Here is an 18,986-nt window from a genome sequence, read left to right as displayed (position 1 = left end):
CAAGGGACCCGGAATGCCTCACACGCCCTGCTGCTGGTGGCGATACTCCTGCGTCCTTCCTCCATACCCGTAGGCCGCCGCCCGCGCGTCTATCACGTGCACGTACGACACGTCGGACAGCGGCGCCAGCAGTTCCGCGAATGCCGCGTGGATGGCCCCGATGTAGCGGGCCTTCTCGGCCTTGGTGTTGGTTTCGTCGGTCACGCTGATGTCCAGGTGGAACGCGTTCTGGCCCAGGTCGGCCAGCGTGCGGCCGCCGATGCTCCAGTGTTCGGGGGCGATGTGCTGCAGGGTGATGGCGATCACTTCGGGCGCCTTGCCCAGCACTTCCTGCGTCAGCGCGGCCGTGCGCTGCGCGATGCGCTGGTCCAGGACGGCGTCGGGCGCGCCGGAACGATGAATGACGATGTGTGGCATGGTGTTCTCCGGTAGAAGGCGCGAATGCGCCTGGCGTAGCCAGTCTAGGATCGGCTTTTACATCGGAAAAGCGGGAATTTATAATTTCATCCATCGGTAAACAAGATGGATAAGGCGCCGGCCGTGTGTGTGTCCGCCGTCTCGTCCGTTTCCCCGACCCCCGGAGTCCGTCATGGCGCCGTTCGACCTGGATCAGTTGCGTACCTTCGTGGCGGTAGCCGATGCCGGCAGCCTCACGGCCGCTGCTCCCCGCGTGTTCCTGTCCCAGTCCTCCGTCAGCGAGCAGATCCGCAAGCTCGAGATCCACGCCGGGCAATCGCTGCTCAAGCGCGGCAAGCTGGGGGCCGTGCCGACGCCCGCGGGCCAACGCCTGCTGGCGTATGCGCGCCGCATCCTGGCGCTGTCCGACCAGGCGCGGCGCGAGATGCACGGCCTGACGCTCGAGGCGCACCTGCGGCTGGCCTTCACGGATTACTTCCGGCCCAACGAGATCAGCGGGCTGCTGGCCCGCCTGAAGCAGACCTATCCCGGCCTGCGGCTGCACGTCTCCATCGCCAAGAGCGACGCCGTGCGCGAGGCGCATGCGCGCGGCGAGCTCGACCTGGCCGTGGCGATGCGCGTGCGCGCGTCGACGGCCGCGCCGGATATGGGCGGCGATCCCGCCCTGGTGCTGCGGCGCGAGCCGCTGTGCTGGCTTGCCGGCCGCGACGCGGAACCGGCGCCCGGCGAGCCCCTGCCTCTGGTCGCGCTGGGCGAATCGTGCTCGCTGCGGCAATACACCGAATCGGTGTTGCGCCAGGCGCGGGTGCCGTACGAAGTGGCGCACGTGGCCAGCGGGGTCCCGGGGCTGCAGATGGCCCTGGCGGCCGGGCTGGGCGTGGCTTGCCTGAACGCCGGCGCGATCGGCGCGGACATCCGGAACTGGCCGCGCGCCGATGGCTTGCCGCCCATGGGCGAGGCGGTCTTCGAGGTGCTGCCGCCGCCTCCGGGCCAGGACGCGCACGTGGCCCAGGTGCGCGAGGCCGTGGTCGCGCACTTCACCCGGTAGCAGTCTGGCGCACCCGGCCAGCGATGCGCAGGCGGCGTGGCGGAATGCCGCCGCGCCGCCTCAGGCGGGCAGCGAGGGAGCGTATTCCGCGTCGGGCTGCCGGTGGAACTCGACGATGCGCGCCACCACCCTGTCCGGATCGTCCTCGATGGAAAACAGGTTGAGGTCGTGCACGCCGATCATGCCGTTGCCGCGCAACTGCTCGTCCAGCCAGTCCACCAGTCCGCCCCAGTAGGCGCGGCCGACCAGTACGATGGGGGCGGGCGGCACCTTGCCGGTCTGCACCAGCGTGAGGGCCTCGAACAGTTCGTCCAGCGTGCCGAAGCCGCCGGGCAGGGCCACGTACGCCATGCTGTGCATGAAGAAGGTGGCCTTGCGCGAGTAGAAGTATTCGAACGACAGGCTGATGGTCTGGTAGGCGTTGTTGGTGGTCTCGTGCGGAAGGCTGATGTTCAGGCCGACGCTGGTTCCGCCGGCCTCGTACGCGCCCTTGTTGGCCGCCTCCATGATGCCGGGCCCGCCGCCGGCGATGACGGCGAAGCCCGCGCGCGCAAGCGCCGCCGCGATGGCGGCGCTGGTTTCATAGTAGGGCGACTGTCTGCTGATGCGGGCGCTGCCGAAGAGGCTGACGGCGGGACCGAGATCGGCCAGCGTGTCGGCCGCCTTTGTTATCTCTGACATAATCACCGGAACTTGTTTGCCGGCGGGGGTATCGAGCTCTGCCTTTTTGACCATGAAGAAAACCTTATTGCTGGTAGACGGATCTAGCTACCTGTACCGCGCGTTCCATGCGATGCCCGACCTGCGCAACGCGCAGGGCGAACCCACGGGCGCGCTGTACGGAGTCGTGAACATGCTGCGCAAGCTCGTAGCGGATCATAAGGCAGAGTATGCCGCATGCATCTTCGATGCGCGCGGCAAGACATTCCGCGACGACTTGTATCCGGAATACAAGTCGCATCGGCCGCCCATGCCCGAGGACCTATCAGCACAGATCGAGCCCATCCACCGCGTGGTGCGCGCGCTGGGCTGGCCGGTGCTGGCCATCGAGGGCGTGGAAGCCGACGACATCATCGGCACGCTGGCCTGCCAGGCGGCCGCGCAGGACGTCAACGTCATCGTGTCCACCGGCGACAAGGACATGGCCCAGCTGGTGAACGAGCACGTCACCCTGGTCAACACCATGAGCGGCGAGGTGCTGGATCCCGCCGGGGTGCGCGCCAAGTTCGGCGTGCCGCCCGAGCGCATCGTCGACTACCTGATGCTGATCGGCGACAGCGTCGACAATGTCCCCGGCGTCACCAAGGTCGGGCCCAAGACGGCCGTGAAGTGGCTGGACGAGCACGGCTCGATCGAGCAGTTGGTGGCCCAGGCGGCCACGGTGAAGGGCGTCGCCGGCGAGAACCTGCGCGCCGCCATCGGCCAGTTCCCGCTGACTCGCCAGCTGCTGACGGTGAAGTGCGACTGCGATCTCACCGGCCACATCGCCGGCCTGGACGACCTCACGCCGGCCGAGCCCGACACCACGACGCTGATGGAGTGCTATGACCGCTACGGTTTCCGCACCTGGCTGCGCGAACTGAGCGGCGATGCGCAGCGCCTGCCCGCGGGCGATGCCCGCGTGGTGGTCGAGGCGCCCGCCGCCCCGGCCGAACAGGACTATCGCATCATCACCGACTGGGCCGGCTTCGACGCCTGGATGGCATTGGTGCAGGATGCGGGACTGGTGGCGCTGGATACCGAGACCACCTCGCTGTCGGAAATGCAGGCTGCGCTGGTGGGCGTGTCGATGGGCGTGGCGCCGGGCAGGGCCTGCTACATCCCGCTGGCGCATCGCGGCCCGGAGGCCGGCGAGCAATTGCCCAAGCAGGAAGTGCTGCAGCGGCTGCGCTCCTGGCTGGAAGATCCGTCTCGCCCCAAGCTGCTGCACCATGCCAAGTACGACACGCACGTGTTCGCCAACGAGGGCATCCGATTGGGCGGTATCTCGGACGACACGATGCTGCAGGCGTACGTGCTGGAATCGCACCGCGGCGTGGGCCTGGCCGAGCTGTCGCAACGATATCTGGGCCGCAGCGGCCTGTCGTACGAAGACCTGTGCGGCAAGGGCGCCAAGCAGATCGGCTTCGACGAAGTGGCGGTGGACAAGGCCGGCCACTACGCGTGTGAAGATGCCGACTTCACGCTGCAGCTGCATCAGGCCCTGCGGCCGCGCGTGGCCGCCGATGCGGGATTGGAGTTCATCTACCAGCTCGAGATGCAGGTGTCGGGCGTGCTGACGGTGATCGAACGCAACGGCGTGCGCGTCGATGCGCAAGAGCTTGCGCGCCAGAGCCACAAGCTGGGCCAGGACATGCTGCAGCTCGAGCAGCGCGCCTACGAGCTGGCCGGCCAGCCTTTCAACCTGAATTCGCCCAAGCAGCTGGGCGAGATCCTGTTCGGCCGCATGCAGCTGCCGGTGGTGCGCAAGACGGCCAGCGGCGCGCCGTCCACCGACGAAGAGGTGCTGTCGCGCCTGGCGCAGGACTATCCCTTGCCGCAGGCGCTGCTCGAATATCGCGGGCTGTCCAAGTTGAAGTCCACGTATACCGACAAGCTGCCGCGCATGATCAACCCGGCCACCGGCCGCGTGCACACGCACTACTCGCAGGCCGCGGTAATCACGGGCCGCCTGGCCTCGTCCGATCCGAACCTGCAGAACATTCCGGTGCGCACCGAGGCGGGCCGCCGCGTGCGCGAGGCCTTCATCGCGGAAAGCGGCATGTTGCTGTCGGCGGATTATTCGCAGATCGAGCTGCGCATCATGGCGCACGTGTCCGACGACGCGAATCTGCAGCAGGCGTTCGCGGCGGGCGAGGACATCCACCGCGCGACCGCCGCGGAGGTGTTCGGCGTGCCGCTGGACGAGGTCGTGGCCGAGCAGCGCCGCGCGGCCAAGGCGATCAATTTCGGGCTGATCTACGGCATGGGAGTGTTCGGCCTGGCGTCGAACCTGGGCATCACGCGGGACGCGGCGCAGGCCTATATCGACCGCTATTTCGCGCGCTATCCGGGCGTGGCGAGCTACATGGACATGACGCGCCAGCTGGCCCGCGAACGCGGCTATGTGGAAACGGTGTTCGGCCGCCGCCTTCAGATGCCCGACATCCGCGCGGCCTCGGGCCCGCGCCGCCAGGGCGCCGAACGCGCCGCGATCAACGCGCCCATGCAGGGCACGGCGGCCGACCTCATCAAGATGGCCATGGTGGCGGTGCAGCGGTGGCTGGACGAGCAGCAGCTGCGCTCACGCATGATCATGCAGGTGCACGACGAACTGGTGCTCGAAGTGCCCGACGAAGAACTCGACCTCGTGCGCGAGGCCTTGCCGCGGCTGATGTGCGAGGTGGCCACCTTGAAGGTGCCGCTGGTTGCCGAGGTGGGCGTGGGGAAGAACTGGGAGCAGGCGCACTGAGTTGTCAGTGACTGCGTGACGCTGGGGTAGCGGTTCAAATCGATCGATCGTCGTTGCGGGGCGGTTGTTGCGTTCTTGCGGCGCGGAGCTTGAACTTGCGGGCTTGTGTGTTCTTGTGGCGTCCTGCGGGGTGGCGGGTGGGCGCGCGCCGGCCAAGTCGTTCGGCTCGGGCGCGCCATCAGGCGCCCTCGGCCCCCTGCGGGGGCTTCCCTCTCTCCAATTGGCCGTCGCACGCCCACCCGCCACCCCGCAGGACTCAAGGCACGTCAGCTCGGAAGGTTGCTTACGGCGGCGGGCGTACGTGGTGGGCTACAGGTCGATCGGGCGAGCGCTGGCCGGCGCATGCCATTCGCTGCCGCGCCGTGTATGGGGTCGCTTTGCGATGGCAACGCCGGCTCTGTTATCCATACATCAGGCGGGCTCGAACACGTGTGTGATGTGCATGAGCACTGAGACGCTTCAGCATCGTTGCGTTCCGCGGGTGGGGCCGGCCAATTGGAGCCGGGGGAGTCCCCGTAGGGGACCGAGGGCGCCTGATGGCGCGCCCGAGCCCGGCGACTTGGCCGGCCCCGCCCGCGGGACGCAACGATGCCCTGAAGAACTCAAAGCCCGCGCCAACAGAACCCACCGCCGCCCGCAAGAACGAAACAATATAATATTTCGATAGTTCGTTCCAAAAAACCAATATCACAAGTCCCACCTCATGCTTCTGCTCTGGATACTGCTGGCCACGTTGGCCGGCGGACTGATTGCGATCGCCATCGCCAGCTGGCTGGCCTATCGCGTGTTTGCCAAATATCTGCACCATATGGTCAGCCTGTCGGTCGGTGTGCTGCTGTCGGTGGCGCTGCTGCACTTGCTGCCCGAGGCGTTCGAAAGCTCGCGGGCCGATGTGCATACGTTGTTCGGGCTGCTGCTGGTGTCGCTGATCGCGTTCTTCGCGCTCGAGAAGATCTCGCTCCTGCGTCACAGCCATCATCACGAAGGCGATGGGCATCATCACCATCATGGGCATGATCGCCACGAGGCGGGGCGGGGCGGGCGCATCATTCTCATCGGCAGTTCGCTGCACAATTTTTGCGATGGCGTGCTGGTGGCCGGGGCGTTTCTCACGGATCCGCTGTTGGGCGTGCTGACCGCGGCCTCGATCATTGTGCACGAGGTGCCGCACAAGCTGGGCGACTTCGTCGTGCTGCTCAATGCGGGCATCACGCGCCGGCGGGCCATGATGCTGATCCTGCTCAGCAGCCTGTGCACGGCGGCGGGGGGCGGTGTAGGATATTTCGTGTTGCAGGAGGCGCAAGCCTGGACGCCCTACATACTCGTCATCGCGGCCAGCAGTTTCCTGTACATCTCGGTTGCCGACCTGATGCCGCAGATGCACGAGCGTGTCGCCCTGTCCGACGCGATTCCGCAACTGCTGCTGGTGGGCGTCGGCGTGGTCCTCATCTACAGCCTCACCACCTTCCTGCATGGCCACGATCACGCCGGCCACTCGCACGAGGCCGAGGCCGTGCACGAGGCGGAAGGGCACGGCGCGCATCTGCATCATCAGCACTGATCCCTCACGGCGCATCCGTGGCGGCGGCCGGGCATCTCCGTTTCATCAACCAGGAGTCCGACATGAATTTCGCCGCCGCCGCCGGCAATGCCGCCCCGACTGCCATCCACACCGACTCGCAGGGCCTGGCCCAGGGCGACTTCAAGCTGCCCACCGCCAACGGCAGCATCAGCGCCTATTACGCTGCCCCGGAGGGCAGGCAGGACCTGCCCATCGTGCTGGTCGTGCAGGAGATCTTCGGCGTGCACGAACACATCAAGGACGTGTGCCGCCGCTTCGCCAAGGCCGGCTACCTGGCCGTGGCCGCCAACCTGTACGAACGCCAGGGCGACGCCTCGCAGTACACCGACATTCCGAAGCTGATTTCCGACCTGGTTGCCAAGGTGCCCGACGAGCAGGTCTATGGCGATCTCGACGCCAGCCTCGCCTGGGCCGCCGAGCACGGCGGCAATCCCGCGCGCGTCGGCATCACGGGCTTCTGCTGGGGCGGTCGCCTGACCTGGATGTACGCCGCCCACAACCCGCGCGTGCAGGCCGGCGTGGCGTGGTATGGCAAGCTCGCGGCCGGCCATGGTCCGCTGATCAAGCAGGTGGCGCTGGATATCGCGGACAAGCTGCACGGCCCGGTGCTGGGGCTCTATGGCGCCAAGGACGAGAGCATTCCGCTGGCCGACGTCGAGAAAATGAAGCAGCGCCTGGCCCAAGGCAACGAGCATTCGCGCGCATCCGAGTTTGTGGTGTACCCAGATGCGGGCCATGCTTTCTATGCCGACTATCGTCCGTCGTATGTGAAGCAGGCCGCCGACGACGGCTGGAAGCGCGCGCTGGAGTGGTTCGGCCGGTACGTATAAGCGTATAAGCTGCCGGCCTGGCGCCTGGCCTGGGCCGGCGGGACGGGCGCATGCAGCGCAAGCCCACCCCGCCAGCGTATGATTGCGGCGTCCTCAGCCGCAGGAGGCCCTCGTGGCCGTATCCGTATTCGATCTGTTCAAGATAGGCATCGGCCCGTCCAGTTCCCACACCGTGGGGCCGATGCGCGCCGCGCTGCTGTTCGCGCAGGGCCTCGAGCGCGACGGCCTGCTGCCGGCGGTCGCGTCCGTGCGCGCCGAGCTATACGGCTCGCTGGGCGCCACGGGCAAGGGCCACGGCACCGACAAGGGCGTGATGCTGGGCCTGCTGGGCCAGGCTCCCGATACGGTGGACCCGTCTGCCATCGAAGGCATGCTGGCCTCGATACGCAGCCAGCGCAGCCTGGCCCTGCTGGGCGTGCATCCGGTTCCCTTCATCGAGAAAGAGCACCTGCTGTTCTATCGCCGCGAGGCCATGGCCGAGCATCCCAACGGCATGAAATTCCATGCCTACGACGGCGACGGCACGCCGCTGCGCGAGGCACGCTACCTGTCGGTGGGCGGCGGCTTCGTGGTGACGGCCGGCTCGTCCAACAGCCAGGTCATCGCCGCGCACGACCAGTTGCCGTTCCCGTTCCGCACGGGCCGCGAGCTGCTGCAGATGTGCCGCGACAACGGGCTCAGCGTGGCCGAGCTGATGCTGCGCAATGAGCTCACCTGGCGTTCGCAGGCCGAGGTCGAGGCCGGCCTGGCGCGCATCTGGCAGGTGATGCAGCGGTGCGTGGAGCGCGGCTGCGGCATCGGTCATCCCGAGGCCGACGGCCAACTGCCCGGTCCGCTCAAGGTGCGCCGCCGGGCGCCCGAGCTGTATCGACACCTGACGCAGCGTGCCGAGCGCACGCTGTCCGATCCGTTGTCCGTGATGGACTGGGTGAACCTGTACGCCATGGCCGTGAACGAAGAGAACGCGGCGGGCGGGCGCGTGGTCACGGCGCCCACCAACGGCGCGGCGGGCATCATCCCGGCGGTGCTGCATTACTACGATCGCTTCGTCGCCGGCGCCAGCCCGGCGGGCGTGCGCGACTTTCTGCTGACGGCGGGCGCCATCGGGCTGCTGTACAAGTACAACGCCTCCATCTCCGGCGCCGAAGTGGGCTGTCAGGGCGAAGTGGGCGTGGCCTGTTCGATGGCGGCCGGCGCGCTGGCCGCGGTGCTGGGCGGCACGGTAGACCAGGTCGAGAACGCCGCCGAGATCGGCATGGAGCACAACCTGGGTCTTACCTGCGACCCGGTCGGCGGACTGGTGCAGATACCCTGTATCGAGCGCAACGCGATGGCCTCGGTCAAGGCCGTGAACGCCGCGCGCATGGCGCTGCGCGGCGACGGACAGCACTACGTGTCGCTGGATTCCGTGATCAAGACCATGCGCGAAACCGGCGCCGACATGAAGACCAAGTACAAGGAAACGGCGCGCGGCGGCCTGGCGGTCAATATCGTCGAGTGCTGAGGCGGGCGATCGATCACGAATCGCCGTTCAGGATTTCCTCGCGGCCGTAGAACTTCACGCCGATGTGGATGCGGTCGCGGCCCTGGGCGCGGCGATGCCGGTTGGTGTCGCGCAGCGAATACACGCAGCCGCAGTATTCCTGCTGGTAGAAGTTCTCGCGCTTGCTGATCTCGATCATGCGCTGAGAACCGCCGCCCTTGCGCCAGTTGTAGGTCCAGTAGACCAGATCGTCGTAACGCGCCGCGGCACGTTCGCCGCAGCCGTTGATCTGGTTCATGTCCTTCCAGCGCGAGATGCCCAGCGAGCTGGTGATGGTGTCGAAGCCATGTTCGTGGGCATACAGGGCGGTGCGCTCGAAGCGCATGTCGAAGCACACCGTGCAACGCTCGCCGCGCTCGGGCGAGTCTTCCAGGCCCTTGACCCGATCGAACCAGTTGTCCATGTCGTAGTCGGCATCGATGAACTCGATGCCATGCTGCTCCGCGAACCGGATGTTCTCCTGCTTGCGGATCTCGTACTCCTTCACCGGATGGATGTTAGGGTTGTAGAAGTAGATGGCATAGTCGATGCCCGAGGCGGTCATGGCTTCCATGACCTCGCCGGAACAGGGCGCGCAGCACGAATGCAGCAACACCTTCTTGCGGCCCGGGGGCAGGTCGAGTTTGGGGCGGACGAGTTCAGACATGGCAGCGGTGCCAGCCGCACCATCGGCGGGCGAGTGGCGGACTGGCTGGAAATAGGCGCGAAGTCAGTATTTTACTGCGCGGTGCGGGTCCGTCTGAAGCGTTGTTTCCAACCGTCGCGGGACGGTGCGGTCGCGTGTCGGTGTCGCTCGAAGGCGTCCTCGGCCAGGGTTTGCCGGGCGTGCCGGGCAAGTCGCTCGGCTCGGGCGCGCCATCAGGCGCCCTCGGCCCCCTGCGGGGGCTCCCCTCGCTCCAATTGCCCGTCCCACCCGGCAAACCCTGCCCGAGGACTCACACCAGCGGCATTCGAACGGATCTTCCCTCTTCATGTGGGTTGCCGATGATTGCATGCCTGACAACAGAATCGGGTCGGGCGAGCGGCGCTTATACGGGGCGCGAGGTGGCTTGCGTCGCAACTCAGCTATGCAGTGCCTCGCATTGCACCCCGTACGTTCGCTGATCGGACGAGTGCCTGCAACATGCCACACTCGGCCGGCACTTACGTGTCGAATCGACCGTCCTTTCAAGCGGTCGATGGAATGATTCGATGCCAGCGCCTTCGGCTCCGAGACCGAAGACGCAGAAAAACTATACAAGGCAAGGAGGGGGAGCCGCGTAGCGGCCGAGGGCGCCTGATGGCGCGCCCGAGCCCGACGACTTGGCCGGCGCGGCCCCAGTCGACACACAGGAGCGACTTCAGAACTCAACCCATCCCATTGAACCAGCGACACCGTTCGTGCATAAAACGACGAACGACATCACTCCCCCAGCACTCCTTGCCACAGCGCGCTGACGGCCGCCCGCTCGTCGGCCAGCCTATCCGCCGGCACGCGTGCCTTCTCCACGCCCTGCAGGCGCAGCGCGTGCTGCGTCCGCCGCAATGTGCGATACGCGTCGCCGGCCAGCCGCGCCTGTTCGGAGTCGATCAGGCCGGCCTGTCCGGCCAAGCGCAGCAGCGTGATGTTGCCCAGGTTGTTGACCAGCTCGCGATGCTCCGCGGCATGGCACAGCACCAGGTATTGCGTGACGAATTCCACGTCGACCATGCCGCCGCGATCGTGCTTCAGGTCGAACAGGTCGGTGGGGTTGGGATGGCCCGCGCTGATTTTGTCTCGCATGCCCAGCACGTCGGCGCGCAGCGCCGCGGTGTCGCGCGGCTGCACCATGATGTCGGCGCGAATGCGTTCGAAGCGCGCTCCCACCTGCGGGTCGCCCGCCGAATAGCGCGCCCGGGTCAGCGCCTGGTGCTCCCACGACCAGGCATGGTTGCGCTGATATTGCTCGAAAGCCTCGATCGACACGGCCAGCAGGCCCGCGTCCCCGTCGGGGCGCAGCCGCAGGTCCACCTCGTACAGGCGGCCCGAAGACGTCATGGTGGACAGCCATGAGGTCATGCGCCGCCCCAGCTTGGCGTACACCTCGGCGGCGTCCTCGCGCGGGTCGTCGAACAGGAACACCAGGTCCAGGTCCGAGGCGTAGCCCAGCTCCTTGCCGCCCAGCTTGCCGTACGCGATCACCGCGAAATGCGGCTGTGCGCCCGGCAGGCGGTTCACCAGCGGCCAGACGCGCCGCACCGTCTCGGCCAGCAGCACGTCGGCCAGCGCCGACAACTGGTCGGCCAGGCGCTCCACCGTCAGTTCGCCTTCCAGATCCTGGGCCAGCAGCTGGAAGCTGGCCTGGCGCTGCACGTCGCGCATCAGGTTCATCTGGCGCTCGATGTCCGGCTCGCCGCCCGGCAGCACGCAGGCATCCAGGTCGGCGCTGAGCTGGCGCGCCAGTTGCGCGTAGTCCAGCGGTTCGTACAAGGTGCGCCAGTCGATCAGGCTGTCCAGCAGCAGCGGGTGCTGCGTCAGGTATTGCGCGGCCCACGGGCTGGCGGCCACCATGCGGGCCACGCGGGCCAGCGTGTCGGGATATTCGGCCAGCAGCGCCAGGTAGGCGCTGCGCTGCGCGATGGTCTCGATCAAGTCCAGCAGGCGCACCGCGGCGTCGCGCGGGGCGGGGGTCTGCATGGCGGCCTGCAGCACGGCGGGCAGCAGCACGTCCACGCGGCGCCGGCTGCTGTCGGGCAGGCTGCGCACGCGGTGGCTGGACAGCAGCGACTCGGTGCGGCGCACCAGTTCATCCGCATCGCCGCCGAAATCCCGGCGGATCTGCGCGGCCAGCCGGCTCTCGGCGTCGTCGAGCGCCTCGTCCGCCACCGCCGGCGAGGGCGACGGCCGGCCGCCCGGCTGCTCGTCCAGGTCGCCCATGCCCGCCAGGCGAAACGCATTGCGGAAGGTCTCGGAAACGAAGGCGCGGTGCGCCGCCAGCGTGTCCTCGAAATCGCGGGCGCTCATGCCCAGCGCGGCCGCGAGCGCCGCGCGCGCCTCGGCGTCGCCCGGCAGCAGGTGCGTCTGCGCGTCCTCGCGGTATTGCAGCGCGTGCTCGGTGCGGCGCAGGAAGCGGTAGGCGGCTTCCAGACGCTGCGCGTCGTCGGCCGACAGCAGCCCCGCGTCGCGCTCGGCATGCAGCGCATCCAGCAGGCCGCGCTGGCGCAGCGCAGGCATGCGGCCGCCGCGCACCAGCTGGAACAACTGCACGATGAACTCGATCTCGCGGATGCCGCCATCGCCCAGCTTGACGTTGTTGGCGCTGTCCACGCCGCTGCGCGCCAGCGCGCGGCGCTGCCAGTCCTGGCGGATGCGTTCGCGCAGCGCGCGCAGCGCGGCCAGCGCATCGAAATCGAAATACTTGCGGTACACGAACGGCATGCGCAGGCTTTCCAGCTGGCGCGCCTGAGGCTCGGCGTCGCTGTCGGCGTAGGCGCGCGCCGGCATCAGGCGGCCCTTCAGCCACGCATAGCGTTCCCATTCCCGGCCCTGGCCGATCAGGTAGTGCTCGAACGCGTCCAGGCTCCAGGCCAGCGGACCGGCATCGCCGTCGGGACGCAGCCGCAGGTCGGTGCGAAAGACCTGCCCGTCGGCATCCACCTCCGACAGGATCGGCATCATGCGGCGCGTCAGCCGTCCGTAGAACTCGTGGTGGCTGATCGGCCGCGGCCCGTCGGTCTCGCCTTCCTCTCCGTACAGCATGACCAGGTCGATGTCGGACGACACATTCAGTTCGCGCCCGCCCAGCTTGCCCATGCCCACGATCAGCAGTTCCTGCGGCGCGCCGGTGGCGGGATCGCGCGCCACGCCATGCACCTCGCGCAGTTCGGCCGCCATGCTGCGGTAAGCGGCGTCCACCGCCACGTCGGCCAGCTGCGTCATGCCGCCCACCACCTCTTCAAGGTCGGCGACGCCCGCCAGGTCGCGCACCATCAGCGTGCTGAAGACCCGTTCGCGCAGCTTGCGCAGCACGCTGCGGCATTGCGCGCCGGGCAGCACCGAGGGCGCGTCCGGACCGGCCAGCTCCTCCTGCCAGGCCGCCAGCACGTTCGGCGTCACCGGCCGCGCGGCGGCCGTCTGCAGCCACGCATACATATCGGGATGGGCGTCCAGGCGGCGGCGCAGATGGCCGGACCAGGCGAGGGCGGGCGCCAGTAGGTGGGCGGAAGACATAGGACGGTCTCGAAGGGCGGAATGTCGTGTAATGTATAAAGGGACGATACCGCAACCTGCCTGATCCTGCCGATCCACCCGTGCCCGTTTTTTCCAAAGTCCTGCGCTGCCTGCTCTGGGGCGTATTGGCCATCTACGCGTTGGTTGCCATCACCTTCCTGGGGCTGCGGCATTGGGTGCTGCCCCGGATCGACCAGTGGCGCCCGCAGATCGAACGCCACGTCTCCGACGCGCTGGGCGCGCGCGTGCAGATCGGCGCCATCGCGGCCGACTGGAGCGGCCTGAATCCGCGCCTGCATTTGTCCGCGGTGCGCCTCTATGAAGAAGGTCAGGCCGATCCCGCGCTGTCTCTGCCAAAGGTGGACACGGTGATCGGCTGGCGCAGCCTGGTCCGCCTGTCGCCGCGTCTGCTGCTGTTGCGCATCGAAGGCGCGGAGCTGGCCGTGCGCCGCGACGCCGACGGCAGGATCTGGGTGGCCGGCCATTCCTTCGATCCCGCCGAAGGTTCGGACGGTCCCTCGCCGGCACTGCGCTGGCTGCTGGCGCAGCGGCAGATAGGGCTGTACCGCAGCACGCTGCGCTGGCAGGACGAGCAGCGCCAGGCGCCGGAGCTGGTGCTGTCCGACCTCGATCTGCTGGTGCGCAACGGCGCGTTGTCGCATCGCTTCGGTATGCGCGCGCGCGTGCCCGGTGAACTGGCCAGCGGGTTCAGCATGCGCGGCGAGTTCAATCGTCACCTGTTCGCGCGCAACGGCGCCAACCCGTTCAACTGGGACGGCCAGTTGTACTTCCAGCTCGACGATGCGGAACCTTCGGCATGGCATCCCTGGCTGCCCGTGCCGGCCGGGACGCAGGGCCGGCTGGCGGCGCGGGCCTGGGTGCGCCTGTCGCAGGGGCACATGCAGGACCTGACGGTGGACACGGTGCTGCGCGGCCTGCACTGGCAGGCGCCGGAGGACCTGGGCACGGTCGTCGCGCAGACGGCCCGCGCGCGGCTGCAGGGCGTGCCCGGCGATCTGCTGCAGTTCGACGACCTGCCGATGGCTCCCAGCAAAGAAGCCGCCGGCCTGTCGCTCGATGCCCAGGCGCAGGGGTTGCGGCTGGCCCTGCCCGGCGTCTTCGAGACGCCGCACCTGGACTTCGATCTGGTCAGCGTCGACGCGAGCCTTTTGCGGCGCCCGGGGCAGCCTCGAATGGTGGAGCTGCGGCAGCTGCGCGCCGTCAATCGCGATATGGACGCGCGGCTGCAGGGCTCGTGGCGGGACGAGGGCAGGGACCCGGCCGGCACCGTCGATCTGCGCGGCAGCCTGGCGCGCGCGGCCATGCCGGCGATCCACCGCTATCTGCCGCTCAGTGTGGGCGTAGACGCCCGCCGCTGGCTGGCCCACGGCCTGCAGGCCGGCGAGGTGCGCGACGCGGCGGTCACCGTGCGTGGCGAGCTGGCCGATTTTCCGTATGGCGCGCCCGGCACGACGGGCGAGTTTCGTATCGCGGGCGCCTATCGCGACGCCGTCGTCGACTATGCCCCCGCGGAGGGACGGCGCAAGGGTTGGCCACGGCTGGAAAAGCTGCACGGCGACTTTTCCATCGACAAGGTGAGCCTGGCGGTGGACACCGTGGACGGGGAGGTGCCCACCGGCCATGGCCATGTCGTGAGCCTCGGCGCGGTGCAGGCCGCCATTCCCAACCTGGAACACAATGCCGAACTGAGCGTGACCGGCGTCTCCGAAGGGCCCGCGCCGGCCTATCTGGCCTTGGCCGCCAACTCACCGCTGGGCGGCCTGCTGGACAATCTGCTCGCCGAAGCAGAGGCCACCGGCACCTGGCACGTACCGTTGAAACTGCACGTGCCGCTGACCAACGTCGACGACGCGAAGGTCGAGGGGCAGATAGGCTTCACCGGCGGCTCGTTCCGGCTCATGCCTGAGATCCCGACGCTGGGGCAGGTGCAGGGCAGCCTGGACTTCACCGAGCGCGCGGTGAAGGCGCGCGACATCCGCGCCAACTTCCTCGGCGGTCCGGCGCGCCTGTCGGGCGGGCTGGGACCGGGCCAGTCGCTGGAATTCGCCGGCACGCTGACCGCGGCCGGGCTGCGCGAGCTGAGCCGCGCGCCGGCCATGGCGCGCCTGTCGGGCAGGGCGGCCTACGCAGGCAGGCTCAGTTATGCCAAGAATGCCGACCTGGATGTGTCGGTGCGCAGCGACCTGACGGGCATGGCCATCGACATGCCGGCGCCGGTGGGCAAGAGCGCGGCGGCCGCGCTGCCGCTCACGCTGCAATGGAGTCCCGCCACGGATTCCGGGCCGGCCGGCAGGCGCTGGCTGTCGGGCGGGCTGGGCCAGGACATCAACCTGATATTCGAGCGGGATCCCGCCGGCCAGGCCGGCGGTCCGTACTTCGCCCGCGGCGCGTTGGGGGTGGGACGCCCCGCCACGATGCCCGCGCAGGGCATGAGCGTCGCGGGTACGTTCGACAGGCTGGACCTGGACGGCTGGGACGACGTGGCCGAGGCGTTCGCCGACAAGCCTGCGCCCGCCGCTGCGCAGAAGAGGCGTGGCCACGAGAGACGCGGCGAACCCGCCTTGGCGGACCGCACCGAAGAGCGCGCTGCGGCCGCTTCCGGATCCGCCCCCCGCGGCGCGCGCGCAGCGGACCCCGGCCTGTTGCCGCCGCTGAACCAGATCAGCCTTGCGGCAAGGCAACTGGTTGCCGGAGGGCACACGCTGGACGCGCTGACCGTGTATGCGCAGCGGCCCGCGCCGGCGCAGTGGCGCGTCAGCCTGGAGGCGCGCCAGGCGGCCGGTACGCTGGAATGGACGGAGGCCTCCGGGGCCGTGGCGGGCAAGGTGGCGGCGCGCTTCTCGCGCCTGGCGGTGGGGGGCGCGGATGGGCTCGGCAAAGAGGACGAAGGCGCCGCCAACCCCGAATCCGATGCCGAGGACAACGGGCTTTCCGACATCCCGGCGATCGACCTGCAAGCCAAGCAGTTCGTCCTGTATGGCCGAGACGTCGGCAGCCTTGAGTTGATGGGCACGAACCTCGAGCGCGGCAGCCGCTGGAGTCTGGACAAGCTGCAGATCGCCAACGACGCGGCGACGCTGAATGCCACCGGCAACTGGCGCCTGAAGGGCCCGGATCGCGGCCTGACCGTCGATGCCAAGGCCAACTTCGGCGACCTGGGCAAATTCCTTTCCCGCATCGGAGAGGACGGCGCCATCAGCGCGGGCTCGGGCACGGTGGACGGCACCATCACCTGGCGCAACCTGCCGTTCAAGCACGACATCGCGGACATCGAAGGCAGCGTGACGGTCAGCCTGGACAAGGGCCGCTTCCTGCACCTGAATTCGCGCACGGCGCGTCTGCTGGAATTGCTGTCGCTGCAATCCCTGCAGCGGCTGGCCAAGCTGGACCTGAACCCGACCGGCGTGCTGCGCGAGGGTTTCCCGTTCGACACCGTGCGCGGCACGATGAAGGTCAGCAACGGCGTGGCCAGCACCGAGGGCTACAAGATCAACGGCCCCGTGGCCGCGGTGGTGCTGGGCGGCACGGCCGACCTGGTGGCGGAAAGCTGGGACATGCGCGCGGTAGTGATTCCGAACCTGGATGCCAGCGGTGCGGCGGTGGTGACGGCGCTGGCCGTCAATCCGCTGCTGGGCCTGGGCGCCTTCGTCACGCAGTGGCTGCTGAAGCAGCCGCTGGCCGAAGCCATGACGGCCGAATACAAGGTCACGGGCAGTTGGGACGATCCGAAGATCGAGGCGGTGGAGTCGCGCGCGCCGCGCGCGACGACGCCCGCGCGGCAGCAGGAAGCCTGGGTGGAACCTTGATCCCGCGAACCCCGGGACAGTGACAGCGGGGTGGGGCGTCCGCGCCGCCCCGGGCAGGAGCGGCCGCGGCAGGGGCGACGCGGCATGCCGCGATGAGCGGCATGTCGCGCGTCGCCGTCTTACTTCTTCATCATGTCGAAGAACTCGGAATTGGTCTTCGTGGCGCGCATCTTGTCCAGGATGAATTCCATCGACTGGACTTCGTCCATGTCGTGGATGAACTTGCGCAGCACCCACACCTTCTGCAGCAGCTCGGGCTTGATCAGCAGCTCTTCGCGGCGCGTGCCCGACTTGTTGAGGTTGATGGACGGGTAGACCCGCTTCTCGGCCAGGCGGCGCTCGAGGTGGACTTCGGAGTTGCCGGTGCCCTTGAATTCTTCGTAGATGACTTCGTCCATGCGGCTGCCGGTCTCGATCAGCGCGGTGCCCAGGATGGTGAGCGAGCCGCCTTCCTCGAGGTTGCGCGCCGCGCCGAAGAAGCGCTTGGGACGCTGCAGGGCGTTGGCGTCGACGCCGCCGGTGAGCACCTTGCCCGAGGCGGGGACCACGGTGTTGTACGCGCGGGCCAGGCGGGTGATCGAGTCGAGCAGGATCACCACGTCCTTTTTCATTTCGACCAGGCGCTTGGCCTTCTCGATGACCATCTCGGCCACCTGCACGTGGCGGGTGGCCGGTTCGTCGAACGTCGATGCCACCACTTCGCCGCGCACCGTGCGCTGCATTTCGGTCACTTCCTCGGGGCGCTCGTCGACCAGCAGGACGATCATGACGGCGTCGGGATAGTTGGTGGTGATGGCATGCGCGATGTGCTGCATCATCACCGTCTTGCCGGACTTCGGGCTGGCCACGATCAGGCCGCGCTGGCCCTTGCCGATGGGGGCGAAGATGTCGAGGATGCGGCCGGTCAGGTTCTCCTCGCTCTTGATGTCGCGTTCGAGGCGCAGCGGCTGGTTCGGATGCAGCGGCGTCAGGTTCTCGAACATGATGCGGTGCTTGATCGACTCGGGGGCGGCCCCGTTGATCTTGTCGACCTTGACCAGCGCGAAATAGCGCTCGCCGTCCTTGGGCACGCGCACTTCACCCTCGATGGAATCGCCGGTATGCAGGTTGAAGCGGCGGATCTGCGAGGGCGAGATGTAGATGTCGTCCGTGCTGGCCAGGTACGACGTCTCGGGCGACCGCAGGAAGCCGAAGCCGTCGGGCAGGACTTCGAGCACGCCGTCGCCGAAGATCTGCTCGCCCTGCTTGGCGCGCCGCTTCATGATGGCGAACATCAGTTCCTGCTTGCGCAGGCGGTTGGCGTTCTCGATTTCCAGGCCAGCGGCCATTTCCAGCAACTGCGATACGTGCAGCGCCTTCAGTTCATTGAGGTGCATTGCGGTGAGAGGGGGGAGAGAAGAATGGGTTGGCAGGCGTCGGATGCGCCCACGCGGTAGCGATTATTTTTGGGAGACTGGACGCCGCCCGGGCGGGCGGCGCCGTGCGTTAATAGCTGCCCCCGGAGTTTACAACGCGCTGTCGAGGAATGCAGTAAGTTGCGACTTCGACAGGGCGCCCACCTTGGTGGCGGCGGCCTGGCCGTCCTTGAACAGCATCAGCGTGGGAATGCCGCGGATGCCGTACTTGGCAGCGGTGTCCTGGTTTTCGTCGACGTTGAGCTTGGCCACGGTGAGGCGGCCGGCGTACTCGGTGGCGACTTCTTCCAGGATGGGGGCGATCATCTTGCAGGGGCCACACCAGGCCGCCCAGTAGTCGACCAGCACGGGCTGGCCCGACTTGAGCACGTCGCTGTCGAAGCTGGCGTCACTGACGTTCTTGATTTGCTCGCTCATGGTGTTTCTCGGGTTCAGCGGCGTGGATCCGTGCCAAGGCATGCGCCATGCGGACCGCCGTTCTTGTTGGTTGCAATGGTGAAAGCATACCACTGTCGATAACAACAGCGTTCGCCGCTTTTGTGTAGGATGTTGCGGCGCGTCGGCGGCCGCAATGATCGGAGCCGGCCGCGAGTTCCATGGTACCGAATCCCGGGCTGCTCAGGACCTGCGCATCCCACCGGGAACCGCGCCAATTGGGCGCGTGTCCTTAAAATGTCGGTTTTT

Annotated in this window: 13 protein-coding genes; 6 read left to right on the top strand and 7 right to left on the bottom strand. The window is 67.9% G+C overall.

Translation table 11 applies throughout. The features are described 5' to 3' along the window. Positions 1-18 precede the first annotated feature (18 nt). Complete coding sequence (locus tag CAL15_RS10450) at positions 19-417, bottom strand: tautomerase family protein (RefSeq protein ID WP_086078534.1); 399 nt, start codon at positions 415-417, stop codon at positions 19-21. Between the two features lie 172 nt (positions 418-589). On the opposite strand from CAL15_RS10450, the gene CAL15_RS10445 reads away from it, so the two are divergent. Continuing rightward, the gene (locus tag CAL15_RS10445; RefSeq protein ID WP_086078533.1) at positions 590-1,465 is read left to right on the top strand and encodes a LysR substrate-binding domain-containing protein; all 876 of its coding nucleotides are present in this window, start codon (positions 590-592) and stop codon (positions 1,463-1,465) included. 60 nt (positions 1,466-1,525) lie between these two features. On the opposite strand, the gene CAL15_RS10440 is transcribed toward CAL15_RS10445, so the two are convergent. Then, positions 1,526-2,146 carry a TIGR00730 family Rossman fold protein gene (locus CAL15_RS10440; RefSeq protein ID WP_086078532.1) on the bottom strand — a complete coding sequence of 207 codons (621 nt, stop codon included), beginning with the start codon at positions 2,144-2,146 and terminating at the stop codon, positions 1,526-1,528. 52 nt (positions 2,147-2,198) lie between these two features. Between CAL15_RS10440 and polA the strand changes: the two genes are divergently transcribed. The 4 genes from polA to CAL15_RS10420 all read left to right on the top strand — a co-directional run bounded on the left by polA (position 2,199) and on the right by CAL15_RS10420 (position 8,832). Continuing rightward, on the top strand, positions 2,199-4,916 hold the full coding sequence (gene polA / locus CAL15_RS10435) for a DNA polymerase I (RefSeq protein ID WP_086081030.1): 2,718 nt from the start codon (positions 2,199-2,201) through the stop codon (positions 4,914-4,916). A 703-nt stretch (positions 4,917-5,619) separates the two neighbouring features. Then, positions 5,620-6,477 (top strand): ZIP family metal transporter, encoded by an 858-nt coding sequence (locus CAL15_RS10430; RefSeq protein ID WP_086078531.1) that lies wholly within the window; start codon positions 5,620-5,622, stop codon positions 6,475-6,477. A gap of 62 nt (positions 6,478-6,539) precedes the next feature. Beyond that, positions 6,540-7,328, top strand: a complete 789-nt coding sequence (locus tag CAL15_RS10425; protein WP_086078530.1) for a dienelactone hydrolase family protein — start codon at positions 6,540-6,542, stop codon at positions 7,326-7,328. A gap of 112 nt (positions 7,329-7,440) precedes the next feature. After that, positions 7,441-8,832: an L-serine ammonia-lyase gene (locus tag CAL15_RS10420; RefSeq protein ID WP_086078529.1), complete on the top strand. Its 1,392-nt coding sequence runs from the start codon at positions 7,441-7,443 to the stop codon at positions 8,830-8,832. Between the two features lie 13 nt (positions 8,833-8,845). Here CAL15_RS10420 and CAL15_RS10415 read toward each other — a convergent pair whose 3' ends face one another. Both CAL15_RS10415 and glnE read right to left on the bottom strand, forming a co-directional pair. Further along, positions 8,846-9,517 (bottom strand): epoxyqueuosine reductase QueH, encoded by a 672-nt coding sequence (locus CAL15_RS10415; protein WP_086078528.1) that lies wholly within the window; start codon positions 9,515-9,517, stop codon positions 8,846-8,848. Between the two features lie 756 nt (positions 9,518-10,273). Then, positions 10,274-13,060, bottom strand: a complete 2,787-nt coding sequence (glnE, locus tag CAL15_RS10410; RefSeq protein ID WP_086078527.1) for a bifunctional [glutamate--ammonia ligase]-adenylyl-L-tyrosine phosphorylase/[glutamate--ammonia-ligase] adenylyltransferase — start codon at positions 13,058-13,060, stop codon at positions 10,274-10,276. 80 nt (positions 13,061-13,140) lie between these two features. On the opposite strand from glnE, the gene CAL15_RS10405 reads away from it, so the two are divergent. Further along, on the top strand, positions 13,141-16,887 hold the full coding sequence (locus CAL15_RS10405; protein ID WP_198299199.1) for a YhdP family protein: 3,747 nt from the start codon (positions 13,141-13,143) through the stop codon (positions 16,885-16,887). Between the two features lie 119 nt (positions 16,888-17,006). On the opposite strand, the gene rho is transcribed toward CAL15_RS10405, so the two are convergent. The 3 genes from rho to CAL15_RS24390 form a co-directional block, all read right to left on the bottom strand. Further along, on the bottom strand, positions 17,007-18,263 hold the full coding sequence (gene rho / locus CAL15_RS10400; protein ID WP_086078526.1) for a transcription termination factor Rho: 1,257 nt from the start codon (positions 18,261-18,263) through the stop codon (positions 17,007-17,009). Positions 18,264-18,392: 129 nt separating this feature from the next. Continuing rightward, positions 18,393-18,719: a thioredoxin TrxA gene (trxA, locus tag CAL15_RS10395; RefSeq protein ID WP_157666640.1), complete on the bottom strand. Its 327-nt coding sequence runs from the start codon at positions 18,717-18,719 to the stop codon at positions 18,393-18,395. Next, the gene (locus CAL15_RS24390) at positions 18,691-18,900 is read right to left on the bottom strand and encodes a hypothetical protein (RefSeq protein ID WP_157666639.1); all 210 of its coding nucleotides are present in this window, start codon (positions 18,898-18,900) and stop codon (positions 18,691-18,693) included. The genes trxA and CAL15_RS24390 overlap by 29 nt, the downstream gene beginning before the upstream one ends. Positions 18,901-18,986: the final 86 nt, after the last annotated feature.

The organism is Bordetella genomosp. 13 (genome assembly GCF_002119665.1).
Classification (GTDB): Bacteria; Pseudomonadota; Gammaproteobacteria; order Burkholderiales; family Burkholderiaceae_B; genus Bordetella.
This window is presented reverse-complemented; position numbering and strand designations above follow the sequence as displayed.